The 26455-nt window shown below is 51.9% G+C and carries 25 protein-coding genes and 2 tRNA genes; 13 read left to right on the forward strand and 14 right to left on the reverse strand.

The features are described 5' to 3' along the window. Entirely contained in the window at positions 1 to 822 is an 822-nt protein-coding gene (gene murI, locus EXZ61_RS12030; protein WP_237218944.1) for a glutamate racemase, read from the forward strand. Positions 823 to 834: 12 nt separating this feature from the next. Here the strand turns inward: murI and EXZ61_RS12035 are convergent. Together EXZ61_RS12035 and EXZ61_RS12040 are read right to left on the reverse strand one after the other, a co-directional pair. Continuing rightward, positions 835 to 911: transfer RNA gene (locus EXZ61_RS12035), tRNA-Arg, on the reverse strand. A 54-nt stretch (positions 912 to 965) separates the two neighbouring features. Next, positions 966 to 1042, reverse strand: a tRNA-Pro gene (locus tag EXZ61_RS12040). A gap of 142 nt (positions 1043 to 1184) precedes the next feature. Between EXZ61_RS12040 and aat the strand changes: the two genes are divergently transcribed. From aat to EXZ61_RS12055, 3 genes are read left to right on the forward strand one after another with little or no spacing between them, the layout of a single operon-like run. Further along, on the forward strand, positions 1185 to 1871 hold the full coding sequence (aat, locus tag EXZ61_RS12045; RefSeq protein ID WP_237218945.1) for a leucyl/phenylalanyl-tRNA--protein transferase: 687 nt from the start codon (positions 1185 to 1187) through the stop codon (positions 1869 to 1871). A 4-nt stretch (positions 1872 to 1875) separates the two neighbouring features. Next, positions 1876 to 2619 (forward strand): arginyltransferase, encoded by a 744-nt coding sequence (locus tag EXZ61_RS12050; RefSeq protein WP_142812002.1) that lies wholly within the window; start codon positions 1876 to 1878, stop codon positions 2617 to 2619. Between the two features lie 54 nt (positions 2620 to 2673). Then, positions 2674 to 3462 (forward strand): IclR family transcriptional regulator, encoded by a 789-nt coding sequence (locus tag EXZ61_RS12055; protein ID WP_142812003.1) that lies wholly within the window; start codon positions 2674 to 2676, stop codon positions 3460 to 3462. A gap of 5 nt (positions 3463 to 3467) precedes the next feature. Here the strand turns inward: EXZ61_RS12055 and EXZ61_RS12060 are convergent, their stop codons facing one another. The 6 genes from EXZ61_RS12060 to EXZ61_RS12085 form a co-directional block, all read right to left on the reverse strand. Further along, on the reverse strand, positions 3468 to 4532 hold the full coding sequence (locus EXZ61_RS12060; RefSeq protein WP_237218946.1) for a serine hydrolase: 1065 nt from the start codon (positions 4530 to 4532) through the stop codon (positions 3468 to 3470). Between the two features lie 142 nt (positions 4533 to 4674). Next, positions 4675 to 6213, reverse strand: coding sequence for a 2-isopropylmalate synthase (locus EXZ61_RS12065; protein WP_142812004.1), 1539 nt, complete (start codon positions 6211 to 6213; stop codon positions 4675 to 4677). Positions 6214 to 6289: 76 nt separating this feature from the next. Beyond that, a complete protein-coding gene (gene pssA, locus EXZ61_RS12070; protein ID WP_142812005.1) occupies positions 6290 to 7105 on the reverse strand; it encodes a CDP-diacylglycerol--serine O-phosphatidyltransferase in 816 nt (271 codons plus the stop codon). Between the two features lie 174 nt (positions 7106 to 7279). Continuing rightward, on the reverse strand, positions 7280 to 8296 hold the full coding sequence (gene ilvC, locus EXZ61_RS12075; protein ID WP_142812006.1) for a ketol-acid reductoisomerase: 1017 nt from the start codon (positions 8294 to 8296) through the stop codon (positions 7280 to 7282). Between the two features lie 135 nt (positions 8297 to 8431). After that, positions 8432 to 8923: an acetolactate synthase small subunit gene (ilvN, locus tag EXZ61_RS12080; RefSeq protein WP_142812007.1), complete on the reverse strand. Its 492-nt coding sequence runs from the start codon at positions 8921 to 8923 to the stop codon at positions 8432 to 8434. 91 nt (positions 8924 to 9014) lie between these two features. Then, entirely contained in the window at positions 9015 to 10811 is a 1797-nt protein-coding gene (locus EXZ61_RS12085; RefSeq protein ID WP_142812008.1) for an acetolactate synthase 3 catalytic subunit, read from the reverse strand. Positions 10812 to 11108: 297 nt separating this feature from the next. On the opposite strand from EXZ61_RS12085, the gene EXZ61_RS12090 reads away from it, so the two are divergent. The 6 genes from EXZ61_RS12090 to EXZ61_RS12115 all read left to right on the forward strand — a co-directional run bounded on the left by EXZ61_RS12090 (position 11109) and on the right by EXZ61_RS12115 (position 14376). Continuing rightward, complete coding sequence (locus EXZ61_RS12090; protein WP_142812009.1) at positions 11109 to 11675, forward strand: RNA polymerase sigma factor; 567 nt, start codon at positions 11109 to 11111, stop codon at positions 11673 to 11675. Further along, the gene (locus EXZ61_RS12095) at positions 11672 to 12106 is read left to right on the forward strand and encodes a DUF3619 family protein (RefSeq protein ID WP_142812010.1); all 435 of its coding nucleotides are present in this window, start codon (positions 11672 to 11674) and stop codon (positions 12104 to 12106) included. The genes EXZ61_RS12090 and EXZ61_RS12095 overlap by 4 nt, the downstream gene beginning before the upstream one ends. A gap of 207 nt (positions 12107 to 12313) precedes the next feature. Then, on the forward strand, positions 12314 to 12790 hold the full coding sequence (locus EXZ61_RS12100) for a DUF3106 domain-containing protein (RefSeq protein ID WP_168224758.1): 477 nt from the start codon (positions 12314 to 12316) through the stop codon (positions 12788 to 12790). Positions 12791 to 12869: 79 nt separating this feature from the next. Continuing rightward, entirely contained in the window at positions 12870 to 13364 is a 495-nt protein-coding gene (locus EXZ61_RS12105; RefSeq protein WP_142812012.1) for an RDD family protein, read from the forward strand. Positions 13365 to 13384: 20 nt separating this feature from the next. Beyond that, positions 13385 to 13792 (forward strand): diacylglycerol kinase, encoded by a 408-nt coding sequence (locus tag EXZ61_RS12110; RefSeq protein WP_237218947.1) that lies wholly within the window; start codon positions 13385 to 13387, stop codon positions 13790 to 13792. Next, the gene (locus EXZ61_RS12115; RefSeq protein WP_142812013.1) at positions 13789 to 14376 is read left to right on the forward strand and encodes an LOG family protein; all 588 of its coding nucleotides are present in this window, start codon (positions 13789 to 13791) and stop codon (positions 14374 to 14376) included. The genes EXZ61_RS12110 and EXZ61_RS12115 overlap by 4 nt, the downstream gene beginning before the upstream one ends. A gap of 59 nt (positions 14377 to 14435) precedes the next feature. On the opposite strand, the gene EXZ61_RS12120 is transcribed toward EXZ61_RS12115, so the two are convergent. Beyond that, a complete protein-coding gene (locus EXZ61_RS12120) occupies positions 14436 to 14774 on the reverse strand; it encodes a P-II family nitrogen regulator (protein WP_142812014.1) in 339 nt (112 codons plus the stop codon). Between the two features lie 19 nt (positions 14775 to 14793). Beyond that, a complete protein-coding gene (locus EXZ61_RS12125; protein ID WP_142812015.1) occupies positions 14794 to 16470 on the reverse strand; it encodes an NAD+ synthase in 1677 nt (558 codons plus the stop codon). Positions 16471 to 16532: 62 nt separating this feature from the next. Between EXZ61_RS12125 and EXZ61_RS12130 the strand changes: the two genes are divergently transcribed. Beyond that, positions 16533 to 17723 (forward strand): GNAT family N-acetyltransferase, encoded by a 1191-nt coding sequence (locus EXZ61_RS12130; RefSeq protein WP_142812016.1) that lies wholly within the window; start codon positions 16533 to 16535, stop codon positions 17721 to 17723. Between the two features lie 8 nt (positions 17724 to 17731). On the opposite strand, the gene EXZ61_RS22395 is transcribed toward EXZ61_RS12130, so the two are convergent. The 3 genes from EXZ61_RS22395 to EXZ61_RS12145 form a co-directional block, all read right to left on the reverse strand. Beyond that, complete coding sequence (locus EXZ61_RS22395; RefSeq protein ID WP_201799073.1) at positions 17732 to 19507, reverse strand: methyl-accepting chemotaxis protein; 1776 nt, start codon at positions 19505 to 19507, stop codon at positions 17732 to 17734. A gap of 112 nt (positions 19508 to 19619) precedes the next feature. After that, the gene (locus EXZ61_RS12140) at positions 19620 to 21641 is read right to left on the reverse strand and encodes a methyl-accepting chemotaxis protein (protein WP_142814226.1); all 2022 of its coding nucleotides are present in this window, start codon (positions 21639 to 21641) and stop codon (positions 19620 to 19622) included. 101 nt (positions 21642 to 21742) lie between these two features. Further along, complete coding sequence (locus tag EXZ61_RS12145; protein ID WP_142812017.1) at positions 21743 to 22228, reverse strand: chemotaxis protein CheW; 486 nt, start codon at positions 22226 to 22228, stop codon at positions 21743 to 21745. A 493-nt stretch (positions 22229 to 22721) separates the two neighbouring features. On the opposite strand from EXZ61_RS12145, the gene EXZ61_RS12150 reads away from it, so the two are divergent. Continuing rightward, a complete protein-coding gene (locus EXZ61_RS12150) occupies positions 22722 to 23390 on the forward strand; it encodes an esterase/lipase family protein (RefSeq protein WP_342590550.1) in 669 nt (222 codons plus the stop codon). Between the two features lie 93 nt (positions 23391 to 23483). Here the strand turns inward: EXZ61_RS12150 and ppa are convergent, their stop codons facing one another. Continuing rightward, on the reverse strand, positions 23484 to 24029 hold the full coding sequence (gene ppa, locus EXZ61_RS12155; RefSeq protein ID WP_142812019.1) for an inorganic diphosphatase: 546 nt from the start codon (positions 24027 to 24029) through the stop codon (positions 23484 to 23486). Positions 24030 to 24259: 230 nt separating this feature from the next. On the opposite strand from ppa, the gene EXZ61_RS12160 reads away from it, so the two are divergent. Beyond that, entirely contained in the window at positions 24260 to 26314 is a 2055-nt protein-coding gene (locus EXZ61_RS12160; RefSeq protein WP_142812020.1) for a sodium-translocating pyrophosphatase, read from the forward strand. The last annotated feature ends 141 nt before the right edge of the window (positions 26315 to 26455 follow it).

Here is a 26455-nt window from a genome sequence, read left to right on the forward strand (position 1 = left end):
TTGTCCAAGATCAGTAACTCCCCCATTGGGGTGTTTGACAGTGGCGTGGGTGGCCTGAGCGTCCTGCGGGCGCTCAGGACTGAGCTGCCCCAAGAAAGGTTCGTCTATGTGGCGGACAGCGGCCACGCACCCTACGGGGAGCGCGACGACGACTACCTGATTGAGCGCTCGCACAGGATCGCGCGTTGGTTCAAGGAACGCCACCAGATCAAGGCCTTGGTTGTCGCGTGCAACACCGCCACTGCTGCGGCCATTCATGTGCTTCGGGAAGCCCATCCAAACCTATTCATCATCGGCATTGAGCCCGCACTGAAACCAGCCGTAGCGCATAGCAAAACCAAGGTTGTCGGTGTGATGGCCACACGCAGCACGTTGAGCAGCGAGAAATTCAAACGCCTCCTGACCTCGCTGCAAGATCAGGCCAACTTCGTGCTGCAACCCTGCTCTGATCTTGTGCCGGCTATTGAAGCGTTCGACGCGATCAAAATAGACGCGGCTTGCATTGAATATACGCGTGCCATGGGGACTTTTGGACTGCAACATGGTGAGATGGACACCTTGGTACTTGGCTGCACCCATTACCCTTTCGCCGAGCACTCGCTGCGCTTGGGCACAGGCAATGCGGTCACGTTTATGGAGGGTGGTGCGCCAGTTGCCCGTCAAACGAGGAGATTACTCGAAGCTGCAAACAAACTAGGCAACAAACAATTAGCAGAACAAGCCAGTCTCGACTTGTTCAGCACTGGTGACCCGGCTGCTCTAGCAGCTGCGGCGCATCGCTGGCTAGGAATAAACGTAAGCTCACGCGTGCTAACAGTCTAAAGTACGCAAAGGTGGTGTGCCCGGAGGGGATCGAACCCCCGACCCACAGCTTAGAAGGCTGTTGCTCTATCCAACTGAGCTACGGGCACAAAGAACAAAGGCCCCAAAGCAGTAAAACTTCAGAGCCTTTGATTTTGAAAGAATGGTCGGGGCGGCGGGATTCGAACTCGCGACCCTCTGCTCCCAAAGCAGATGCGCTACCAGGCTGCGCTACGCCCCGACAGCTAGTATTGTAACCCGTTCCAACCCTTAGTTTAGAAGCGGATCAGAAAATTTTTACATAACTCCTGACGATAGATATGCAGCAATCGGTTCCCCCTCTAGCATGGCTTAAGCCAAGCGCTCCGTTTCCGTCGCTCGACATGGCATGGCCAGCTGACTCTGATGCACCAGGCCTGCTGGCGGCAGGTGGTGCACTTGACGTACCAACGCTCTTGGAAGCCTATCGGAATGCGGTGTTCCCTTGGTTTGGTGAGGGCCAACCCATTCTATGGTGGAGCCCTGACCCCCGAATGGTTTTGAAAACGAGTGACTTTAGGGTTCATCGATCTATGCGAAAAACCCTAGTTCAATTCACCCAAAACCCCTCAGCGGGAATTCGCATGAATACCGCTTTCGCTAGAGTAATCGAGTCTTGCGCGCAATCCAAACGAAAGGATCAGTTTGGGACTTGGATCATGCCTCGCATGGTAGACGCGTATACGCAACTCCATGCGGCTGGTTATGCACATAGCGTTGAGACATGGATCAACGGCGAACTGGTCGGTGGACTGTACTGCGTCAACATTGGCATGGCATTATTTGGTGAGTCCATGTTCGCACATCAAACGAATGCTTCAAAAATTGCGCTCGCAGCTCTAGTGGCTTGGGCCGGCGCAAATGGCATTGAGATGATTGATTGTCAGCAAAACACCAATCATTTGACATCGTTAGGGGCTTCAGAAATCCCCCGATCAGTATTTGCCGGGCATGTTTCTGTCGCCACCAACCAACCCGGCCCATCTTGGACGTTCAACCCTCTATACTGGGACACCATTTTGCAAAGATGACCGAATGACGGACCTCAAAGACCTCCCCATTCAAGCCATACAGTTCTACGCCACTGCACCTTACGAATGCAGTTACTTGGACAACAGGCAAGCACGCTCCCAGGTAGCCACGCCCAGCCACATGATCAATAACAGTGCTTACTCGGCACTTGTGGCGCAAGGCTTTCGCAGGAGTGGGGTGTTCACCTATCGCCCGCATTGCGATGGATGTGCGGCCTGCTTGCCCTTGCGCATATTGGTTGGTGCCTTCCAACCAAATCGCAGCCAACGCAGGGCGTGGGCGCAGCACTCAGACCTGCAAGCTCGCACGCTTGGGCTTGGCTTTATGCATGAACACTACGAACTGTACCGCCGCTACCAAAATAGTAGGCATGCAGGCGGCGGCATGGACGAAGACAGTGTTGAGCAATACAGCCAATTTTTACTGAACAGCAAAGTGAACTCAAGGCTCATTGAGTTTCGCACAGCCGCAGAGGACGGTGGCTTAGGTGAACTAAAAATGGTCTCGATTATTGATGTCCTAGAAGACGCTCTTTCCGCTGTCTATACTTTCTATGAGCCAGATCCTAGCGCCAGCTACGGCACGTACAACGTGCTGTGGCAAATTGAACAAGCCAGAAGCAACCGCCTTCCCCATGTCTACTTAGGCTACTGGATTGAGGCCAGTTCAAAAATGAAATACAAGGCGAGTTTCAAGCCATATCAACTCTATAGTGGCGGGCAATGGATAAATCGGGATCAGCATTAACGATGCCTCGCGCCATGATGTCCCTCCCCTCCCGTAAGATCGCCCAACTTCGCTATGACAAGAAAAGACTCTGACATCCCATCCACTCCAAGCGTGCAAGTACTAGAGCGCATGTTTACTCTGATGGATGTACTTGCTTCCAGAGAAGAAGCACTGCCTCTGAAAGAGATAAGCGAAAAAGCCAATTTACACCCATCAACGGCACACCGTATTCTCAATGACTTGGTGTGCGGACGTTTTGTAGACAGACCACAGGCAGGCAGCTACCGGCTCGGCATGCGCCTTCTAGAGCTTGGTAACCTTGTCAAAGGAAGGCTCAATGTCAGAGATGCTGCGCTTGGACCCATGCGAGAGTTACACAAGCAGATCCAGCAGCCAGTCAATCTAAGCATGCGTCAAGGTGACGAAATCATTTACGTTGAGCGTGCCTATAGTGAGCGCTCGGGGATGCAAGTTGTTAGAGCGATTGGTGGTAGAGCCCCTTTGCATCTCACTTCAGTCGGCAAACTGTTTCTGGCTGCTGATGACCCCCAACGTACCCGCGCATATGCCGCAAGAACCGGACTAAAAGGCCACACAAAGAACAGCATTACGCAAATCAACGATCTAGAGAGAGAGCTCTCAAAAGTTCGTCAGTATGGCCAAGCCCACGACAATGAGGAATTGGAGCTTGGGGTCCGTTGTATGGCTGCAGGTATTTACGACGACCAAAGTAAACTGGTCGCCGGGCTCTCTATTTCTGCACCGTCAGAAAGATTGGAAGATGCTTGGTTGCCCAAGCTACTAGACACCGCCGACCAAATCTCGCAAACACTTGGCTACAAGCAATTTGCAATAAAGTAGGCGGTCTATTGGATGGCAGTAGCTTGGCTTGAGGAATAGCTAGCCAGTGGTACGGCCTTCCCATGTTGAGCTGGAATAGATTCCACCCAGCGCCTCACCCTTTCCGCGTCGGCCACACGGCTTAGCTTTCCTGCGGAGTCAAGAAACACCATGATTAACTTCCGGCCAGCCACGCTGGCTTGCATTACCAAGCACTGCCCTGCTTCACTGATATACCCGGTTTTTTGCAACCCAATGTCCCATGCAGGATTTTTAACTAGTCGATTCGTATTGTTGTACTGCAATGTGCGACGCCCAACAGCTACCTCATAACCAGTCGAAGTAGACAATTCGCGCAGCGTGGAATCGCCGTGCGCATAGCCCACAAGGGTAGCCAAGTCCCGTGCGCTCGACTGATTACTGCTTGACAAGCCTGTAGGCTCAACATATCGCGTACTTGTCATGCCCAAGGCACGTGCCTTTTCATTCATGAGTGACACGAAAACTGGCAAACCACCAGGAAATGTCCGGCCTAATGCATGCGCGGCACGGTTCTCACTGGCCATAAGTGCCAAGTGCAAAAGTTCTCCACGACTCAACTCCGAACCCACTGACAGCCTAGACGTACTACCCTTTTCCGTGTCTACATCGGCTTGCGTGATAGTAATGGATTCATCCATCGCAAGCTTAGCCTCACTAACCACCACGCCCGTCATTAGCTTCGTAATAGATGCGATAGGAAGCACAGCTGACTCATTCTTCTTGAACAAAACCTCTTTCGTGTCCTGATCTACGACGAAGGCTACGCTAGACTTCAAGTCTAAGGGATCAGGCGCGTTGTGCAGGCCCGCCAACTGCCCAAATGAAGGCTTCAAAGGCACGAATGCCACTTTGGCACGTGCATTTTTCTGCGCGATTGCGCGCTTGGCGATCGGTTTCTTTTTGGCCACTTGCTGTTTGGCCGCGGCTTTCTTCTTGACCTCTTGTTTCGTCGCAGACGACTGCTGAAGCGCAAATGTCACAGAATGACTAAGTAGCAACAATGCGCTGAAAAACACTATTGCAAGGAAACCGACGGGGTTATTTTTCACAGTTGACTCCAACGCAATCACCAATCTAAGCACTCAGCAGAAGACCGCAGGCCACATTGTTAGAGTTTACTCAAATTAGTTGCGTTAAATCAACTACTTGCAAGCCAAAGCTCAACAAAAAGGTAAAGTTTTCCCGGTTCATCTAGCCTTGGGCCATCACTCTCTCAGATTTACTTTGCAATTTACTTAAGGCATTCAGGTAGGCTTTGGCTGAGGCAACCACGATGTCGGGATCGGCACCAACACCATTTACCACACGCCCGTTGCTTTGTAGGCGTACGGTTACCTCGCCCTGACTCTCGGTAGAACCGCTGATTGCATTGACTGAGTACAACACCATTTCAGCGCCACTATTCACGTGCGTTTCGATTGCCTTGAGGGAAGCATCTACAGGTCCATTTCCATTGGATTCGCCCCGCACCTCTTTGCCCCCAGCGGTAAACACAATGTTCGCATAAGGCCGCTCGCCGGTCTCGCTACGCTGCGACATGGATACAAATCCGAACGCGTCTTGGTCGTGCGAAGCACTCTCATCGATAACCAGCGCAAGGATGTCTTCGTCGAATATCTCGCTCTTGCGGTCCGCTAACTCTTTAAACTTGGCGAATGCTGTATTGACCTCTGCTTCACTCTCAAGCTGAATTCCAAGCTCCTGAAGTCGTTGCTTGAAGGCATTACGGCCACTTAGCTTTCCCAACACGATTTTGTTATTGGTCCAACCGACGTCTTCCGCTCGCATAATTTCATAGGTGTCGCGAGCCTTTAGAACGCCATCTTGGTGAATACCAGAGGCATGCGCAAAGGCATTTGCACCAACAACCGCTTTGTTTGGCTGCACTACAAAACCTGTTATTTGGCTCACCATGCGACTTGCTGCCAAGATATGTTTGGCGTCTATATTCATGGTCAAATCAAAATAGTCTTTTCGTGTTTTGATCGCCATGACTACTTCTTCCAAGCTGCAATTGCCAGCACGCTCCCCTAGTCCATTGATAGTGCATTCAATTTGCCTCGCCCCACCTAGCTTCACACCCGCCAAAGAATTGGCAACTGCCATGCCTAGATCGTTGTGGCAATGAACCGACCATATCGCCTTATCTGAATTTGGGATACGTTCCCGCAGGGTTTTAATAAAGTTGCCGTACAGCTCAGGGATCGCGTAACCCACGGTATCAGGTACATTGATCGTCGTCGCGCCCTCTGCAATCACGGCCTCAAGCACGCGGCACAAGAAGTCGTTATCGCTGCGATAACCATCCTCAGGACTGAACTCAATGTCTCCGACCAAGTTGCGGGCATATCGAACGGACTGCCTCGCTTGCTCCAGCACTTGGTCAGGCGTCATCCGCAGTTTCTTCTCCATATGCAGTGCGGAAGTGGCAATGAAGGTATGAATGCGGGCACGGTTTGCCCCTTTCAATGCATCGGCAGCTCGTGAAATGTCGCGATCATTGGCGCGGGCCAGTGAACAAATTGTTGAATCCTTTACGGTATTTGCAATCAGCTGAATGGCATCGAAGTCGCCATTTGAGCTTGCAGCGAAGCCTGCCTCGATAACATCAACCTTGAGGCGCTCTAGTTGCCGCGCAATGCGCACTTTGGCGTCTTTGGTCATTGATGCACCGGGTGATTGCTCACCATCGCGCAATGTAGTATCGAAAATGATTAACTTATCTGACATGGATCCACCTCAAACCTGTGTATACCTATAAATGAAAAATATGACATCAGTTCGCACAAAAGATTTCGCTGACTAGCTAGCGATGCAAACCACGCTCTTCCGGTTCATCTGTGGAAGTACTAATAACGCTAGTTCGCACTCCACGAGAGCGCCTAAGTCCGTAGACAACATATCCACTTACGCCGTACACAACAAATGCGGCAAACATCACGATGGGTGGATGTAAGTTGATCAGCGCGATCGCTAATGCAATCAAAACAATAACAGCAAAAGGAACACTTTTTTTCATTTGCACATCTTTGAAGCTGTAGAAGGGAACGTTAGTTACCATCGTAAGGCCAGAGTACAACGCGACCACAAACATCGCCCAAGTGAGTTCGCTACCGCCATATCCAAGGTCGTTACACAGCCAAATAAATCCAGCGACTAGAGCCGCTGCCGCAGGGGAAGGCAATCCCTGAAAGTAGCGTTTATCAACTACTGCTGTGTTCACGTTAAATCGTGCAAGTCTAAGAGCGGCGCACGCACAGTAAACAAAGGCAGCGAACCATCCCCATCGCCCTAAATCCTTAAGGGCCCACTCATAGGAAATCAATGCTGGGGCAGCACCAAAGGAAACCATGTCAGACAGAGAATCCATCTGTTCACCAAACGCGCTTTGCGTATTCGTCATTCGAGCAATACGGCCATCTAGACTATCTAACACCATGGCACAAAAAATACCTACGGCCGCCAAATCAAAGCGCCCATTCATAGCCATTACTACGGCATAGAAGCCCCCAAAGAGCGCAGCGAGAGTAAATAGGTTCGGCAGTATGTAAATTCCTTTGCGCCTCTTGCGCATCAAAGTGGTATCCGAAGCACCTGTTTTATCATTCCCACGATCTAGCATATGAATCCCTCGTAAACCCACTTATTCCCAACACACTTGAACATCGTGTTAGGTCGGCATCTTGTGGCGGCACCACACACTGCAAGTGTAAGCCAGCGTACCGCACCGAGCCGCAACACGGAGTGAAAACGCAAAGGGCCACGTATGTGGCCCTTTTTGATGTGTACAGTTAGCTTAGTTGCGCGTTTGATCAACCAGCTTATTCTTAGCAATCCAAGGCATCATGGCGCGGAGTGTCGCCCCCACTTTCTCGATCGGATGCTCAGCAGTCAAGCGACGACGGCTCAGCAACGTTGGCGCGCCAGCCTTGTTCTCGAGAATAAAGCTCTTGGCGTATTCACCCGTTTGAATGTCCTTCAGACATTGGCGCATAGCGTCTTTTGTCGCATTAGTCACAACCCTAGGGCCGGTGACGTACTCGCCGTACTCAGCGTTATTGGAAATCGAATAATTCATGTTGGCGATACCACCTTCATAAATCATGTCAACAATCAGCTTCAGCTCGTGCAGACATTCAAAGTACGCCATCTCAGGCGCGTAGCCAGCTTCCACCAAAGTTTCAAAGCCTGCCTTGATCAGCTCGACGGTACCGCCACACAAAACCGCTTGCTCGCCAAACAGATCGGTCTCAGTTTCTTCACGGAAATTCGTCTCGATAATGCCAGCCTTACCACCGCCATTAGCCATAGCATAGCTGAGTGCTAGGTCACGCGTGCGACCCGACTTGTCTTGGTGTACAGCAATCAAATGGGGCACACCGCCGCCTTGGGCATAAGTTCCACGCACTGTGTGCCCTGGAGCCTTGGGCGCAACCATCCAAACATCCAAGTCCGCGCGAGGAGTGACGAGGCCGTAATGCACGTTAAAGCCATGGGCAAAAACCAAGGATGCACCTTGCTTGATGTTTGGCTCAATTTCACTGGAGTACACCGCACCAATCTGCTCATCGGGCAGCAACACCATGACTACATCGGCTGCCTTTACTGCTTCTGCAACTTCAGCAACTTGCAAGCCAGCTTTTTCTACCTTACCCCAAGATGCTCCGCCTTTGCGCAAACCAACGACCACCTTGACACCACTGTCATTCAAGTTTTGGGCATGCGCATGGCCTTGGCTGCCATACCCAATGATTGCAACCGTCTTACCTTTAATGAGACTCAAGTCGCAATCTTTGTCGTAAAAAACTTTCATTTCTCTCTCCGAATTAAATTGTGGCGAATAGCGCCCAGTTGAAAAAACAAACCCAGCTCAGAGCGATTGAATTACACACTCGCCAATAAAACTGTGCGCGCTGAGCCTGCCGAAGCGCCCGCACAGAACAAACCGTCACACCCGCAAAATTCTCTCACCACGACCAATGCCACTAGAGCCAGTTCTCACTGTCTCAAGAATGGCACCTCGTTCAATCGCTTGAAGAAAGGCGTCGTTTTTGGACTGATCTCCGGTCAACTCAATGGTGTAACTCTTCTCTGTTACGTCAATGATCCGACCACGAAATATGTCCGCCATTCGTTTCATTTCTTCGCGCTCTTTACCGACAGCACGAACTTTCACCATCATCAACTCCCGCTCAATATAGGAGCCTTCGGTAAGGTTCACGACTTTTACGACTTCAATCAGGCGATTCAAATGTTTAGTGATCTGTTCAATCACATCATCCGAACCTGTCGTTTGAATCGTCATACGGGAAAGACTTGGGTCTTCAGTCGGCGCCACGGTAAGTGACTCGATGTTGTAACCCCGCGCGGAAAACAAACCCACAACCCGGGAGAGTGCACCGGGTTCGTTCTCCAAAAGCACTGCAATGATGTGTTTCATATGGATAGCATCCTCTTTTCGCTGCCCTCCCCCCAACGCGGTAACGCCAGGGCTTGGCAAACAATAGATTCTTCAGAATAAAGTGCGTCGCTTAAAGGTCTTCAGACCCAAGTAACATTTCGGTGATTCCCATGCCAGCCTTCACCATGGGAAAAACGTTCTCCGTTGGATCTGTTCTGAAGTCCATGAAGACAGTCCGATCCTTGAGCTTCCTTGCTTCACGCAACGCAGGCTCAACATCCTGAGGGCGTTCTATCAACATGCCCACATGACCGTATGCCTCTGCCAACTTCACGAAATTCGGCAACGCATCCATGTAGCTGTGGCTGTAGCGCCCCTCATACTCTAGCTCTTGCCATTGCCTTACCATCCCAAGATATCGATTGTTCAAAGACACGATTTTGATCGGCGTGTTGTATTGCAAACAGGTTGACAACTCTTGGATGCACATTTGCACCGAGCCTTCACCTGTGATGCAAAACACCTCACTATCGGGCTTCGCCAGCTTTATACCCATTGCATAGGGAATACCAACACCCATAGTCCCCAAGCCGCCAGAGTTAATCCACCTGCGAGGCTCGTCAAAACGATAATACTGGGCCGCCCACATCTGATGCTGCCCTACATCAGAAGTGATGTAGGTGTCAGCGTCTTTGGTCATGTTCCAGAGGGTTTCCACAACATATTGAGGCTTAATCACCTCACCATTGCCTGGGTCATATTGCAGACATTGACTGGCACGCCATCCTTCGATGGTGCTCCACCAAGCACCCAGAGCACCAGAGTCAGGTTTTTGCGCGCCTTCCTTCATCATCGCAATCATCTCGCAAAGTACGTCCTTCACGTCACCCACGATCGGAATATCAACCTTCACTCGCTTTGAAATGCTGGATGGATCAATATCGATGTGAATGATCTTGCGTTCGTTCTGGGCAAAATGCTTGGGGTTGCCAATCACTCGATCATCAAATCGCGCGCCAACTGCCAGCAAAACATCACAGTGCTGCATGGCATTATTGGCTTCAACCGTGCCATGCATGCCTAGCATCCCCAAAAATTTAGGGTCACTTGCGGGGTACGCACCCAAGCCCATTAGGGTGTTGGTGCACGGGAAACCCAACATGTCTACCAAGACACGCAACTCGGCAGAAGCATTGCTCAGCAAAACACCACCGCCCGTATAGATATATGGACGCTTGGCACCTAGCAACAACTGCATAGCCTTGCGTATCTGTCCACCATGGCCTTTGCGCACAGGGTTGTAGGATCGCATTTCCACTGAGCTAGGATAACCCGCGTAAGGAATCTTCTTGAAGGAAACGTCCTTGGGAATGTCAACCACCACCGGGCCAGGTCTTCCACTGCGCGCAATGTGAAAAGCCTTCTTCATAGTCTCTGCCAAATCGGCGACATCTTTGACCAAGAAGTTGTGCTTCACAACCGGTCGGGTAATACCCACCGTATCGCATTCCTGAAAGGCATCCAGTCCAATCGCATGGGTCGGCACTTGCCCGGTGATGATCACCATAGGAATGCTATCCATGTAGGCGGTCGCAATACCTGTAACTGCATTGGTGGCGCCAGGACCCGAAGTAACCAAAGCAACGCCTACGTTACCGGTGGCACGTGCATATCCATCAGCAGCATGCACTGCGCCTTGCTCATGGCGAACTAAGACATGCTGTATGGTGTTCTGTTTGTAAAAAGCGTCGTAAATGTGAAGAACTGCGCCACCTGGATAACCCCAGACGAATTCAACGCCCTCGGCTTGTAGTGACTTAATCAGTATTTCAGCACCTCGAAGCTCAGGCAAAGCGCTGGCTGTCGAGTTTTTTTGTACGAGTGCAGTTGTTGATGCCGAAATAACTTCAGCTTTTGATAATTCCATGATAAACCTTTGTGAATTTCTCTAACGAAAAACCTTGGGTGCCTCTTCGCAAACACTTGTGGCGTTGCGTCGAGACTTAAGGTCAAGACCATAAGCGCATTGAATCCACGCCAGACCATGACCCGTTTGCCTTTTGATGTGCAGCGAATATTATCGCATCTAGATGTCGACATTTCTCAACCGGCGGGGTTATTTGTGACTCCGGTGTCATAATCACGATCGAAAGCGAGCATTGTGGCGGTTTTTTGAGTCAACAAGCTCGCTCGCAACAACCGTATTATCAGCTGCACCGATCTTTTGGCAACCGAACTAGAACTATCAGACTTTCTTAAAAGCGTTGAGAAACGCGCTTTTAAGCGGGCGGTTTACCAGGTACGCAGAGACGAAGTCGCGCTTGACATTGTCCAAGACAGCATGATGAAGCTTGCAGAGCACTATGGCCACAAGCCCATTGAAGAGTTGCCAATGCTCTTCCAGAGAATTTTGTCGAACAGCACGCTAGACTGGTTTAGGAGACAAAAAACACATAACGCGTTGTTTTCAAATCTCGGGGATTTTGAAAGCGAATCCGCAGATGACGACTTTGATCTCCTTGAAACACTGCAATCAGACCGTGATGGTGAAGAAAGTCAAAGCCCAGAAACGCAAGCTCAGCGACATCAAACGCTTCGAGAAATCGAAATCGAGATCCAAGAACTACCCTTGCGTCAACGGGAAGCATTTCTCATGCGTTACTGGGAAGACATGAACGTCGCAGAAACTGCCACTGCGATGGGCTGCTCACAAGGCAGCGTCAAAACACACTGCTCTCGTGCGGTCCAAGCCCTAAGCAAGGCTCTGTTGGCGAAAGGAATTAGACTATGAACACCCTAAACAACAAGTCACGCTATTCGCGCGAACAGGCATTCAGCGAAAGAATCGTACAGCGATTATCTGAAGCAGAGAACGACCTACCGCGTGATGTCAGTGAACGCCTGAAGGCGGCACGCGCACTTGCCCTGAGCAAACGCAAAGTTGTTCCCATAGAGATACATGCAACTGGATTGGCAGGCAACACTCTGATTTTGGGAGGCCCCTTTAGCAGTACCAGGTGGAACGTATTTGGCTCACTGGTTCCGCTTGTCGCTTTAGTGATAGGCCTTTTGGCGATCGGTCCTTTGCAAGATCAGTACAGGGCGGTAGAAGTAGCAGAAGTCGACACTGAGCTGCTAACCGACGAGCTCCCTCCAGCGGCTTTTACAGATCCTGGCTTCCTAGAATATCTGCGCTCTACCAATTCGAGTTTACAACGCTAGCCTTCCATGCCCGCTACTCCACAGATCAAAGGACAAACGATCAGCCTACCGGACTTGGCCACGCTGCTGTGGATTTGCGCGACAGTACTTCTCTGCTGGTCGGGCGCTTATGAAGCCCAAGCCCAAGAAGTGAATGCAACCCAAACGGTTGCGCAGCAAAAACCCTCACTCGCGCAAGATGTTCGCCCAACTTGGATAGAACTCACGGTGAACCAACGCCAAGCCCTTGAGCCGCTGGCAAAGTCGTGGGATACGCTTGCTGCAGGACACAAACGCAAGTGGATTGTGATATCGCAAAACTTCCAATCATTGAACCAAGCAGAGCAGGAAAAACTCCATGCACGCATGGAAGAGTGGGCCTCTCTAAAGCCTGCAGATAGAACCGTGGCTAGGCTGAACTTCGCTGAAACAAAAAAAATTCCCAGTGCCGACAGAAGCACCCATTGGGAAGCCTATCAAGCACTTAGCACTGATGAGAAAAACCAGCTAGCGTCCCAAGCTGTTAAACCCAAACCAAGGGCAGCCCTTGCAGTTCGCCCAGTTGCACAAGAAAAGCTAGCCCCAGTGCCGGTGACACGCAAATCAAACATCATGGCAACTGAGCTCGCAGCGCTGAAGCAGTCCATCAATCGAAATACTCTGCTACCTGTAGTTCCGCGACCAACTGAAGGCACCAAGCAATAACAGCAAGCAACGGCAGAGGTTGCGCGCAATGCAGCCACTACAATCGCGACGGTGTCATAGGTGGCATGAAGCGAGTGGAATGGATCAAAATTTTAAAACCCCAAGTATTGGTGTCCGCATGGCCTGCTGGATGTATGAGGGCATGCTCATGTTTGCAGTCTACTTCTTGGCTGCTTACTTGTTCGGCGCATTGAGCCAAACTAGGCACGGGCTGGACAATCGGCACGCCCTACAAGGCTTTCTGTTTGTTGTTGCTGGTATTTACTTTGTGTGGTTCTGGTCCAAGGGGCAGACCTTAGCCATGAAAACTTGGAATATCCGAATTGTGGACAACTCGGGGAACCCGATATCCCAGCTCAGGGCTTTATCCAGATACGCGCTGAGCTGGCTTTGGTTTTTACCCCCGTTTGCAGCTGTAGCCCCGTTTCATTTAAGCATACCCGAGATACTAACTTTGGTGCTTGGTTGGATCGCTTTTTGGGCGCTGCTTAGTCGCCTGCAACCCAATCGTCAGTTTTTACATGACGCTATGGCAGGTACACGGCTAGTAGTATCACCACCGCTAAGCAAGTAGCCAATTCATCACTAGACTCTGTGACAAAAAATCCACCTTCGGTCGACACGACATCTGTCAACCCACAAAAACTGCGCACTGGCTTTAGTCGCATGTGGCACGCCACTGGATACTCTATTGCCGGGCTACGTGCTGGCTGGTATGAAACTGCGTTTCGACAAGAAAGCATTGCGGCATGCATATTGATCCCACTTGCACTGTGGGTTGGGACCAATTGGCTGGAGACTGCCATGCTGATGGGCACCGTCGTTATTGTTTTAATCGTTGAGCTACTCAACACCGCTGTGGAAACAGCTATAGATCGGATTGGGCCAGAATGGCATGACCTGTCCAAGCGCGCCAAGGACATGGGCAGTGCCGCTGTGTTGTTGAGCTTGCTGCTCGCAATTGGTATCTGGAGTACCGCGATTTACCACCGTTTCCTATGAACAAAGCCGCCTTTTCGATTTGCGTGTATTGTGGGTCTAGGCCAGGTGACAATCCTGCATTTTCAGCTGCGGCACGACAAGTTGGCGAATGGATTGGCAAAAACAATGGCCAGTTGGTCTACGGAGGCGGTAAAGGGGGACTGATGGGGATAGTCGCTGACGCTGCGTTGGATGCTGGAGCGTCCGTTGTTGGCATTATTCCAAAGGCTTTAGTAGAAAAAGAATGGGCCCACCGCGACTGTACTGAACTGCATATTGTTGAAAACATGCATGAACGCAAACACATGATGGCCGAGCGTTCAGATGCTTTCATCGCCCTGCCCGGGGGCATCGGTACTTTAGAGGAGTTTTTTGAAGTCTGGACTTGGCGCCAACTTGGCTACCATGACAAGCCAATCGGGCTTCTCAACGTTGCCAATTTTTACGACGGGTTGTTGGCATTCTTGAGCCAAACCACAGATCGGCAGTTCTTGAGTGATTGGCAAATGGGATTGGTCAAAACTTCTAACGCACCAGTCGACCTGCTCAAAGACCTCGTAGAAGCAATCGTTCCTTCTGGGCGAATACAGTTGGACCAAATTTGAAGCGGGCTCGTCCCGGTACTGGGAGCACTCCGAAACGAGCTCAAACACGCGGCTTGAGACTAGACGGCTGACTCGTCCTGCTCGCCGGTCCGAATGCGCACCACCCGCTCCACACTAGTGACAAAAATCTTGCCGTCACCGATTTTCCCGGTGTGGGCTGCTTTCACAATTGCATCAACGCATCGGTCAACGTCGTCTGTTTTTACGACTACCTCTACCTTGACTTTGGGGAGGAAATCTACAACGTACTCTGCGCCACGGTACAACTCAGTATGGCCTTTTTGCCGACCAAAGCCTTTTACCTCAGTAACGGTGAGTCCCGTCACACCACATTCAGCCAAAGCTTCTCGAACCTCTTCAAGTTTGAAAGGTTTAACGATAGCGGTAATTTGTTTCATAGAAGCTCCGAAAGAATAGTCAAGCGCGAAAACGGTTGGTTATAGGATAACGCCAATCCTTACCGAAGCTACGGTGCGTAAGGCGGATACCTATAGGCGACTGTCTGCGCTTGTATTCGTTGATCTTGATTAAACGCGTTACTTTGTCGACATCCGCCGCCAAATAACCGCTAGCGACAATAGATTCGATGCTTTCGTCATTCTCCATATAGCGCTCAACAATTGCATCCAGCACATCGTATGCAGGCAGGCTATCTTGGTCTGTTTGGTCTGCACGTAACTCAGCGCTTGGAGGCCGTGTGATGATCCGCTCGGGAATGGGCTCAGCCCCTCGTGCATATGGATCATTGGCATTGCGCCATCGAGCCATATGAAACACTTGGGTTTTGGCCAAGTCCTTAATCACGGCAAAACCGCCGGCCATATCTCCATACAAGGTGCAGTAGCCTGTTGCCATTTCTGACTTATTGCCTGTTGTGAGTACGATGCTTCCGAACTTGTTGCTCAGGGCCATCAGCAGTGTTCCTCGAATACGTGCTTGGATGTTCTCTTCTGTGGTGTCTTCTTTAAGCCCTGCAAAATCGGCTGCAAGCGCATCCTTGAATGCATTGAACTGCGGGATGATAGATATTTCTTGGTATTGCACCCCTAAGCGCTGCGCCATGTCTCTGGCATCCAGCCAACTCATCTCGGCAGTGTAGGGAGACGGCATCATCACCGCCCGTACTTTGTCCGCACCCAGGGCATCTACAGCAATCGCCATCACCAGCGCCGAGTCAATTCCCCCAGACAAGCCTAGCAGCACACTTGGAAACCTATTTTTGCCGACATAGTCACGCAGGCCACTCACCAGCGCATCCCAAAGGTCCGATTCAGCGCTGCGCAGTGGCGCAACCCAAGCTGTAAGCAAGGGTGTAGCCTGCTCAGTCGACACAAGCACATCGAGCATAGCCTCTTCGAAGCTAGGTGCCCTTGCCCAAACCTCGCCCAGTGCATTTACCGCAAACGAGCGGCCTTCAAAAACCACCTCGTCCTGTCCACCTACTAAATGGGCATACATCAATGGCAGGCCGACCGCTCGGGCACGCTCCCCCATCATGATTTCTCGCTCCGCCCCCTTGCCAACGTGAAATGGAGAAGCATTAATCACTGCAAGGATTTGAGCCCCCGCGTCTTTCGCCAGCCGCGCAGGTGCATCAAACCATGCATCTTCACAAATCAGAAGACCTACCCTGATCACGCTGCTGCCCTCGCCAACCTCAAACACGCAAACATCAGAACCAGGCGCAAAGTACCGACGCTCGTCAAAAACTTGGTAATTGGGTAATTCACGCTTAGCGTAGGTCGCAACCACAGCCCCCTCTCGTAGAACACTGGCAGCGTTGAATCGCTTCTGTATAGACACCGACCGGGTACGACTGTCCCCACCTTTAGGATGGCCAACCACCACCGATAAGCCCTTTAACCCAGCAAGTTGCTGGGCCACCGAGTTCACGGCATCATCACAGGCATGAATGAAGGCGGGACGCAAAAACAAATCCTCCGCGGCGTATCCACAAATTGCCAATTCAGGAGTCAATACAAGCCTTGCACCATTCATATACGCGGTGCGGGCAGCAGTCACAATTTTTTCGACATTGCCTTCAAGATCACCCACGCAAAAATTAAGCTGCGCAATGCATATTTTTAAAGTCATGAACCAAACATTCTTTGTAGTTAGCTGCAAGCCCATAGCGTGCACAATTTTCGGTGTCTGCCATGGGCGAAGTTAATTATGTCACCCAGGTGCTTACCTCGCCTGACGAAGTCAATGCGTTTGAGTGGGACGCATTGCTAGCGCTTCAAGCAGCCCCCACTCCGTTTATGCGGCATGCGTACTTGGCGGCAATGCATGCTAGTGGCAGCGCATGTCCAGCCACAGGTTGGACCCCACACTTTTTTGTATTGACCCACCAAGGCGCGCTGCAAGCTGCTTGCGTACTCTACGTGAAAACGCACTCATATGGAGAGTACGTCTTCGACTGGTCGTGGGCCAATGCGTACGCACAACATGGGCTGGAATACTACCCAAAGGCACTGATTGCTGCGCCGTTCACCCCGGTTCCAGGCTCCCGCCTTATGGCTTTGGACGCCAACGCACGGCGTGCGCTCGTCAATGAGTTGTTGCTGTGGGCCAAGCGCAATCACATGTCGTCGCTGCATCTGCTCTTTGGGACGGAGCAAGACACAGAAACCTGCCAACGTGCGGAAATGCTACTCCGACACACGGTTCAGTTTCATTGGCAGAATCGCGACTCCCCATATGAAAATTTTGACACTTTTTTAAGTGCCCTTACCCAAGAAAAACGTAAAAAAATTCGGCAAGAGCGGCGTAAAGTTCAAGAGGCAGGCGTGACCTTTAGGCACAGTTTCGGAGAACAAATTGCAGCCGAAGATTGGGATTTTTTCTATCGGTGCTATGAACGCACCTATCTAGAACATGGAAACGCACCCTATTTAAATCGTGATTTCTTTAGGCGCATAGCGGAGTCCATGCCGGAAAACTGGGTTCTCTTCACAGCTGAGCGTAATGGCACCCCTATTGCTAGTAGTTTGATAGCAGTCGGCGCATACCCTATAAGCGGAGATGGCACTTTCACCCCAAGCCATCACAAAGTAGCCTACGGTCGCTACTGGGGAGCACTAGAACGAGTGGACTGCTTACACTTTGAAGCTTGCTTTTACCAACCGTTGGAGTGGTGCATACGCAATAGCTACCACCGTTTCGAAGGTGGGGCCCAAGGCGAACACAAAATGGCCCGAGCCTTACTTCCTGTAAAAACCACCAGTGCGCATTGGCTGGCTCACCCTAGCTTTTCAGATGCGGTTGCTCGTTTTCTTGAGCGAGAAGGTACAGGCATTGAAGAGTACATGGAGGCTTTGGAGCACCGCAGCCCCCTACGCCCGTAGTTGCAGCATCAGAAGGTTTCCCAGTCGTCGTTTGCAACGACACCCGCTTTAGCCGCCTGACTTGGCCCCGCAATTTTTAAAGAAGGTCTGGCGTTTTTGGCACCAACTTGACCTGAATGCTTGGTCGCTCCACTGTAGGAGCCACCAGACGAAGTGCCTAACGCACCCCTCTTGTTTTCTACATTCGTTGCTTTGGCTTTAACCGGTGATGCAACCACCGGCCTGCGTACCTGAGGTGAGGAATGTCCCGCTTCACTACTGAGTTTAAAAACGGCCACCGTATCTACAAGCTCTTGGGATTGGGACTTAAGGCTGCTTGCAGCTGCGGCCATTTCCTCAACTAATGCAGCGTTTTGTTGAGTGGTTTGGTCCATCTGCGAAACAGCAGCACCCACCAAGGAGACTCCATTGGCCTGCTCGTTGCTTGCGGCACTGATCTCCCCCATGATTTCAGTCACGCGCTTGATGCTGCTCACGACTTCTGTCATCGTGATGCCCGCTTGGTCCACCAGAGTCGTACCGTGCTCCACACGCTCGACGCTAGCGTTAATCAAGCTTTTGATTTCTTTTGCAGCATCAGCAGAGCGCCCAGCCAAGGACCGCACCTCACTGGCTACTACCGCAAAGCCCCTACCCTGTTCACCTGCACGTGCAGCCTCGACAGCAGCATTGAGCGCCAAAATATTCGTCTGGAACGCAATGCCATCAATCACGCTAATGATGTCAGCAATCTTGCGTGAGGATGCATTGATGTCTTTCATGGTATCGACCACCTGCGACACCACAGTACCGCCCTCCACCGCAATGCTGGAGGCACTGGTTGCCAACTGATTGGCGTGTATCGCGCTTTCTGCATTCTGTTTCACCATATTGCTCAACTCAGCCATGGAACCGGCGGTTTGCTCGAGTGCATTGGCCTGCTGCTCCGTGCGCTCGGACAGATCATGGTTGCCCTGAGCAATCTCAGCGCTGGCGGTCGCCACAATTTCTGCATTACTTTTAACGTTCTTAACGATGCCTGAGAAACTGCTTTGCATGCGCGCCATCGATGTTAATAGTTGGCGCGTCTCATCATTGCCCTCGCTGACCACCTGAGCGGACAAATCCCCAGAAGCAAGCTGGTCGGCGATCTGGACCGCATGCGCCATAGGTCGCGCCAAGTGGCCAGAAAGCCACAAGGCCGCCCACATGAGGAGGCCCGCAGCCACTGTCAGAGCAACAGCTAGCTGCACCAGCGTCTGGCGGGCCGCACCCTTGGTCATTTCAGCATTGTCTTGGGCATTTTTCTCAATAGACGCACTTTGTGCTTCCATCGCCCCTTCGAGAACTTTGAATGCTTTCTGAAACTCTGGCACAGCCGCTTGTGAAGCGGCTGCATCTGTGGCCGCTAACTTGATAACCGTCTCAGCACTCGCCGCATAGGCTTGTACAAGGGGCGCTGTGATCTTCAAGTTAGCCTTAACCTCATCAGATATCTCTAAAGAATTTAGAAACTCCATGTTCTTTGCAAACACGCCCACATGGTCACCTAGATCTTTTTGAGCTTCAGCAACTTGGGCTGCATCTGTCTTTGCAGCCCCTAGCAAAGCCAAGAACACATCTCCACGAATGGCGTCATGCATCATGTCGGCCTCCTGGCTAGCTTGAAGCGCAAGAGAGGTGGTGGCTGACTGTTCAATAGCACCTGCAGATCGATTGGCATTGAGCAACCCAATACCGCCGACCATGCATGCCATGATCACCCCCACTAAGCCCAAACCCAATACCTGGTTGCGAAGCTTCATCTCTACCCCCTTCTTGCGAATTGATAACGAATTATTTTTTAACTTGTCAGCGCATTGACCCTGCACGAAACAGCTTTAAAAGCTTGCACCAAACCTATCCGCACTGAGGTGTCTAAAACGTTTCCCAGTCGTCCGACTCGCCACCCTTGGCTGCAGCCGGAGGAAGCTTGACTGCTGCAACTTCAGGCGCTGGTGGCTTAGCCTGCATGGCATTTGGTTTTGCCAAAGACGGACTGGGTTTGCGCGGGGGCAATTGAGCCTGCCTAAGGGGCGCTGACTTTGGCTTGGAAGCACTGGACACTGAACCTGCCCCGCCGTGAGGCGCATTTCCGAGCTTAAACACAGCAACCACTTGCACCAAATCGTTGGCTTGGCTCTTCAAACTGCTTGCGGCAGCGGCCATTTGTTCCACTAAGGCGGCATTTTGCTGGGTAGCTTGATCCATCTGAGTGACCGCTTCTCCCACTTGTGAGACACCTGCACTCTGCTCAGCACTCGCGGCGCTGATCTCACCCATGATGTCAGTCACCCGACGAATGCTACTCACCACTTCTGCCATGGTAGTACCGGCTTGGTCTACCAAAACGCTACCGTGCTCCACTCTTTCAACGCTGGCGTTGATCAGGCTTTTAATTTCTTTAGCTGCATCTGCAGACCGCCCTGCTAAGGAACGCACTTCACTCGCGACGACAGCAAAGCCACGCCCCTGCTCACCGGCGCGTGCCGCTTCTACCGCCGCGTTTAGAGCCAGGATATTGGTCTGAAATGCAATGCCGTCGATCACACTGATGATGTCTGATATCTTGCGCGAAGATTCGTTGATACCTTTCATGGTCTCAACCACTTGGCCAACAACCTCCCCACCTTTGATGGCCACGGTGCTTGCACTCATGGCCAGTTGATTGGCTTGTCGCGCGCTGTCTGCATTTTGCTTCACTGTTGAGCCAAGCTCCTCCATCGAAGCCGCTGTTTCCTCAAGGTTACTGGCTTGTTGTTCTGTACGCGCCGACAGATCGTTGTTCCCTTGTGCAATCTCGGCACTAGCAATCGCCACCCCGTCTGCACTGGTGCGCACTTGCTGAATCACACGATGAATCTTTTCGACAAACTGGTTGAAACCGGCGCCAATTACTGCAAGTTCATCGTTGCCAGATGTCGTAACCCGGAGAGTAAGGTCCCCATCGCCGGACCCGATTTCGTGCATAGCGTCCCGCAGCACAGTTAAGCGCCCTAACAGTTTGGTCAGCAAACCAGCGATAAAGATCACTGCTACCAGTGCGATCACTAGGCTGCCCCCCAAAGAGGACCAGACCATGGCACTGATGCCAGCCAAGGCTTCCTGCTTATTGAATGCAATCACCAGCACCCAGTCTGAACCCGCAATTGGTGCCGCAGTGATCAAATTGGACTTGTTGTTGATCGTGGCGTCAGTCAAGCCTGTGTTGCCCACGAGCGCAGCAATCCCCGCCGCATCGAGCGCAGGGGAAAGTTCTGTTGCCGGTTTCAGCAACATGGCGGTATCTTCATGGACCATGATTTTCCCGTCCTTGGCGACGATGAAACCATACGAAGCCGGCGTAGGCCGAATAGACACGACATTGCGCACCACACCATCCATGAATACATCTAGCGCCGTAACGGCCTTTACGTTAGCACCGTCTTTGACGGCAGATGCTACGGTGATTACAAGCTTCTTGGTCCCCGAGTCTAGGTAAGGTTCCGTTACCACGGGGCCACTTCCAGCGGCCGCCAGTTTGTACCAAGGCCGGGACGTGGGGTCGTAATCAGGTGGAAGCTCTTGGGGTGAAGAGAACGCGGTGCGCTTGTCAGAGTAGCCAATATAAGCCGTGTCAACGCCACCCGCTATTTTGGCCTGTTGCAGGAATTTCACCGGGTCGGCTTCGTCAACCGCACTCGCAAAGGAAAGCACAACGTTACGACGCGCACCCAACCAGTCAGCAACATCATTGGCATGCGCCTGTGCTAGAGCTTTCGCCTGGTCGTTGAGCGAGCTGATCGCGTGGAATCTGGCGGTCCAAACGTTGCTGGCGGTAAGGGCTAGTAATCCTAGTAAGACCAGTGCACCTACTGTGGCAATGACCCGGCCGCGCAATGAAGAAAGAAATGAACGCATCATGACCCCTCTATCAAAACTGATACAACTGTCACGCCCATCTGCACCCGTCAGATGCAGCCAACGACTAACTTACCCGCCCGGAGGAGTGGCGCTCAAACCTATAAAGCACCAACCAAGCCTAGCTCGGTGTTGCTCATCAGGGACTCCATATTCATTACGATCAACATACGTTCACCTAGGTTGGCTAGTCCCACAATAAAACGTGACTCGATCTTGGATTCAAACTGGGGCGCAGGCTTGATGTTTTCAGACTGAAGGGTGACCACGTCAGAAACGGCGTCAACAACGGCGCCAACGACCGTACCACGCACGTTTAAGATGATCACTACGGTGAACTCTGTGTAATCAACCTTAGGAATACTGAGCTTGAGGCGCAAATCTACGATGGGAACAATGACACCGCGCAAATTGATTACGCCCTTTATGAAATCAGGCGAGTTCACCATCTTGGTGGGTTCTTCGTAAGAACGAATCTCTTGAACTCGAAGAATGTCGATAGCATATTCTTCGCCACCCAAACGGAGTGTCAAAAACTGACCCGAATCTACCGTCACTTGATGGTACCGGGCGCCTTGGCTACTCATTGAAGATGGGGCCTGCATTGTTTCCATGGTGAATCCTTGACTGCGACAGCGTGCGAAGAACTTCTAAGACCAATAAGCTCCAATTCATCATACACGGACGTTCACATTCCGTGAATAGCTATTGGGGCAAAAGTCCAAAACGCCTGTTTATTCAAAGCCTCTACTACCTTTTGCGTTGCAACACAGGGCGTCGAGCGCAGTCTCGAAGGGGACAGAGACCCCACTACCAAGCACAGCCTGTGCCCTGAAAATGCCGATAGTACAGATGTGTGACAGGCCCAAGTGACCACTAACCCCGCCGCGCCCACCTCACAAAAGCCTTCAGCAGCTACACATTGCCAGCGGAACACCAACAACCCCAACGATCACCGTGAAAAAAGAGTCGGCAACACCATCCGCAAAAGACCACCGCGCCCCAGGCGCCCTGCTTATGGCCATGGAATTTCGTGCGCCTTGGGAATTTTGGTCCGTGCTCCCAAGTTGGCCGGCACTGATGCGCGCGCCGGCAGGTGATGGGCACAGCGTCATCATGTACCCCGGCCTGTCTGCCAGCGACACCTCTACATTGGCCTTGCGGCTGTACCTTCAAAACCTAGGCTACAACGCCGTGGGTTGGAAGCAAGGCCACAACTTTGGCCCTCGTGCTGGCGTTATGCCGCTTGCCAGACATCAACTCGAGGAGGCGGCGCAAGACAGTGGCGGCAAGGTCAGCTTACTGGGCTGGAGTTTGGGTGGCATCTACGCGCGAGAACTCGCCAAAGAGCTCCCTCACTTGGTGCGCAGCGTGATCACTTTGGGCACCCCGTTTGCTGGAACGCACAGAAACACCAATGCGTGGCGCTTGTTTGAACTTACAAGCGGCAAGAATATTGCAAACGAGGCGGAGAGGTTTGATCTCCCCACTGCGCCACCGGTTCCTACAAGCTCTGTCTTCTCGAGGACCGATGGCGTGGTGCACTGGGAAGCCAGCGTACAGCGGAGCAGCAAAGCCCAACCCAAGACGGAGAACATTGAGGTGTATGCCAGCCACCTTGGTATCGCACTCAACCCCAGCACGTGGTGGGTAGTGGCAGATCGCCTCAGCCAAGCAGAAGAAAGCTGGCAACCCTTTCGCAGGGATGGCATGCTGCAAAACTGGGTGTACCCCGATCCGAAACGCTAAAAGAAAAAAGAGCAGATGGCTTGCGGCCAGATGCTCTTATTTTTATAGCTAGCTGCGCACTACTGAAGGGCGCAAACTGTACTTTTCTTGCAATTACCCGGCAGCAGCCTCAGACTTTTTGTAGTTCTCAATACCATCGGTGATTTCTTTTTGGGCTGACTCTGGACCTTCCCAACCCAGCACCTTGACCCACTTGCCTTCTTCCAAGTCTTTGTAGTGCTCAAAGAAGTGGGCGATGGTTTTTAAACGCAGTTGGTTCAAATCTTCGGGCTTTTGCCAGTGTGAGTAGATGGACAAGATTTTGTTGATAGGCACGGCCAACACTTTACCGTCTTGGCCAGCTTCATCTTCCATCTTCAAGATGCCAATAGCGCGGCACTGAACGACCACTCCAGGAATCAATGGCACCGGAGTAATCACCAACACGTCCACCGGGTCGCCATCACCCGAAATGGTTTTGGGCACATAACCGTAGTTGGTGGGGTAGTGCATGGCCGTGCTCATAAAGCGGTCCACAAAGATTGCACCAGTGGCCTTGTCCACTTCGTACTTCACGGGGTCCGCATTCATCGGAATTTCGATGATCACGTTAAAGCTGTCTGGCGCGTTTTTTCCGGGGGTGACGTTATCAAGTGACATGGTGCTTCTTCGGGTTAAGTTAAATCAATAAGTGCTAAGGATTAACCCTGATTTTACTTACTCCGCTCTTGCTTGCCGCGCTACGGCTAGATATTTCAAGTTACAGTCCGCCCGTTGGCCAATCGTCTCCACCGTGCTCTTAGCAGCAGGGGCTTCGAGGAAGCAACGCAGCGGGGTCAACGCTTGCGTTGCCCCCTCCATAAGCGAACCAACACAAGAGGAGACCTTCTATGACGGGAAATTCCGCGCTGATACTGGCGCTAGTCTGTGGATTCATTGCCGTTGCATACGGCTTTTGGGCCCGCAGTTGGATACTTTCTCAAGATGCCGGCAATGCACGTATGCAAGAAATTGCATCTGCCATTCAGACAGGTGCCGCTGCTTACCTTGCACGGCAGTACAAGACCATTGCGATGGTCGGTGCGGCTCTAACAATTCTTATCGCCTTGTTTTTGGACCCACTGAGTGCTGTCGGTTTTGTCATTGGTGCGGTGCTGTCTGGCGCCTGCGGTTTTATTGGTATGAATGTCTCTGTACGAGCCAATGTCCGCACAGCCCAGGCTGCCACCAAAGGCATTGGACCAGCGTTGGATGTGGCATTTCGGGGTGGCGCCATCACAGGCATGCTAGTCGTGGGCCTAGGCTTGCTTGGAGTAACGGCGTTCTACTGGTACTTGGTGCCAGATGGCGCAGTGACGGCTGCGAAGCTGAATCCTTTGATTGGATTTGCGTTTGGATCCTCTTTGATTTCCATTTTTGCACGTCTGGGCGGAGGCATATTTACCAAAGGTGCAGATGTCGGGGCTGACTTGGTTGGCAAAGTGGAAGCAGGTATTCCTGAAGACGACCCACGCAACCCGGCAGTGATTGCTGACAATGTGGGCGACAACGTAGGGGACTGCGCAGGCATGGCCGCCGACTTGTTTGAGACCTATGCAGTGACCCTGATAGCGACCATGGTGTTGGGCGCATTACTTGTCACAGGCGCTGGGGCCCAAATTGTGGTCTACCCCTTGGCCTTAGGCGCCGTTTCCATCGTGGCATCTATCGTGGGCTGCTTCTTTGTCAAAGCTTCGCCGGGCATGAAAAACGTGATGCCTGCGCTGTACAAGGGCTTGGCAGTAGCCGGTGGCCTGTCCTTGTTTTTCTTTTACTTTGTTACCCAAGCGCTGATTGCAGATGGTACTTTAGGTAGCACAGGCGCGCCCATGAAACTCTTTGGGGCCTGTGCGGTCGGTCTAGTTTTGACTGCGGCATTGGTATGGATTACCGAGTACTACACCGGCACCCAATATGCCCCCGTCAAGCACATTGCCCAAGCTTCGACCACGGGCCATGGTACGAACATCATCGCTGGCTTGGGCGTATCCATGCGATCTACCGCGTGGCCTGTCATCTTTGTATGCATAGCCATATGGACAGCGTACACATTGGCTGGTCTATACGGTATCGCCATTGCTGCAACCTCCATGCTGAGCATGGCTGGTATTGTGGTTGCTTTGGACGCATATGGCCCCATTACAGACAATGCCGGGGGAATCGCGGAGATGGCTGAGATGCCCAAGTCTGTCAGGGACGTTACAGACCCACTGGACGCTGTTGGCAACACCACAAAGGCCGTCACCAAAGGATACGCCATTGGTTCTGCAGGACTTGCCGCACTCGTGCTTTTTGCCGACTACACCCACAAACTAGAGGCTTACGGCAAGGTCATTAGCTTCGACCTCAGCAACCCAATGGTCATCATTGGGCTTTTCATTGGCGGATTGATACCTTACCTTTTTGGAGCCATGGCCATGGAAGCAGTAGGCCGTGCTGCAGGTGCTGTCGTAGTGGAAGTCCGCAGACAGTTCCGGGAAATCAAAGGCATTATGGATGGTTCTGCAAAACCGGAATACGGCAAAGCGGTTGACATGCTTACGACCGCCGCCATAAAGGAAATGATGATCCCTTCCCTTTTGCCTGTGGTTGCGCCGATTGTGGTCGGGCTACTCTTAGGGCCAGCCGCGCTGGGTGGCTTGCTGATGGGAACAATTGTCACCGGTTTGTTTGTCGCCATCTCTATGTGTACTGGCGGCGGCGCTTGGGACAACGCCAAAAAATACATTGAAGATGGCCACCATGGTGGCAAAGGCTCGGATACACACAAAGCTGCAGTGACGGGAGACACAGTAGGTGACCCCTACAAAGACACAGCGGGTCCAGCAGTTAATCCATTGATCAAAATAATTAACATTGTGGCCTTACTCATAGTCCCATTGATGATGAAAATACACGGTGGCTAAGCGGCTTCACCTCTAGCCCAACAACCACTAGGCCCGCATTAGCGGGCTTTTTTTGGACGGTGAGTGCGTTCAGAAATTGAAGCCCGAGTGGCATTAACATGTTGCCTAGTGCGAACACTTATTCTGAACTGAGGTCCTGAC

The sequence above is a fragment of the Rhodoferax aquaticus genome (assembly GCF_006974105.1).
GTDB lineage: Bacteria > Pseudomonadota > Gammaproteobacteria > Burkholderiales > Burkholderiaceae_C > Allorhodoferax > Allorhodoferax aquaticus_A.

Coding starts and splice junctions, on each gene's coding strand:
- pssA (WP_142812005.1), bottom strand. CDS start 7,105: ATGCTAGATCGTGGGAATGATAAAACAGGTGCTTCGGATACCACTTTG.
- EXZ61_RS12150 (WP_342590550.1), top strand. CDS start 22,722: ATGCGCGCGCCGGCAGGTGATGGGCACAGCGTCATCATGTACCCCGGC.
- aat (WP_237218945.1), top strand. CDS start 1,185: ATGGCATGGCCAGCTGACTCTGATGCACCAGGCCTGCTGGCGGCAGGT.
- EXZ61_RS12120 (WP_142812014.1), bottom strand. CDS start 14,774: ATGAAACAAATTACCGCTATCGTTAAACCTTTCAAACTTGAAGAGGTT.
- ppa (WP_142812019.1), bottom strand. CDS start 24,029: ATGTCACTTGATAACGTCACCCCCGGAAAAAACGCGCCAGACAGCTTT.
- EXZ61_RS12065 (WP_142812004.1), bottom strand. CDS start 6,213: ATGTCAGATAAGTTAATCATTTTCGATACTACATTGCGCGATGGTGAG.
- EXZ61_RS12145 (WP_142812017.1), bottom strand. CDS start 22,228: ATGAGTAGCCAAGGCGCCCGGTACCATCAAGTGACGGTAGATTCGGGT.
- EXZ61_RS12095 (WP_142812010.1), top strand. CDS start 11,672: ATGAACACCCTAAACAACAAGTCACGCTATTCGCGCGAACAGGCATTC.
- EXZ61_RS12055 (WP_142812003.1), top strand. CDS start 2,674: ATGACAAGAAAAGACTCTGACATCCCATCCACTCCAAGCGTGCAAGTA.
- EXZ61_RS12140 (WP_142814226.1), bottom strand. CDS start 21,641: ATGCGTTCATTTCTTTCTTCATTGCGCGGCCGGGTCATTGCCACAGTA.
- EXZ61_RS12130 (WP_142812016.1), top strand. CDS start 16,533: ATGGGCGAAGTTAATTATGTCACCCAGGTGCTTACCTCGCCTGACGAA.
- EXZ61_RS12115 (WP_142812013.1), top strand. CDS start 13,789: ATGAACAAAGCCGCCTTTTCGATTTGCGTGTATTGTGGGTCTAGGCCA.
- EXZ61_RS12160 (WP_142812020.1), top strand. CDS start 24,260: ATGACGGGAAATTCCGCGCTGATACTGGCGCTAGTCTGTGGATTCATT.
- ilvC (WP_142812006.1), bottom strand. CDS start 8,296: ATGAAAGTTTTTTACGACAAAGATTGCGACTTGAGTCTCATTAAAGGT.
- EXZ61_RS12125 (WP_142812015.1), bottom strand. CDS start 16,470: ATGACTTTAAAAATATGCATTGCGCAGCTTAATTTTTGCGTGGGTGAT.
- EXZ61_RS12050 (WP_142812002.1), top strand. CDS start 1,876: ATGACGGACCTCAAAGACCTCCCCATTCAAGCCATACAGTTCTACGCC.
- EXZ61_RS12085 (WP_142812008.1), bottom strand. CDS start 10,811: ATGGAATTATCAAAAGCTGAAGTTATTTCGGCATCAACAACTGCACTC.
- EXZ61_RS22395 (WP_201799073.1), bottom strand. CDS start 19,507: ATGAAGCTTCGCAACCAGGTATTGGGTTTGGGCTTAGTGGGGGTGATC.
- ilvN (WP_142812007.1), bottom strand. CDS start 8,923: ATGAAACACATCATTGCAGTGCTTTTGGAGAACGAACCCGGTGCACTC.
- EXZ61_RS12105 (WP_142812012.1), top strand. CDS start 12,870: ATGGATCAAAATTTTAAAACCCCAAGTATTGGTGTCCGCATGGCCTGC.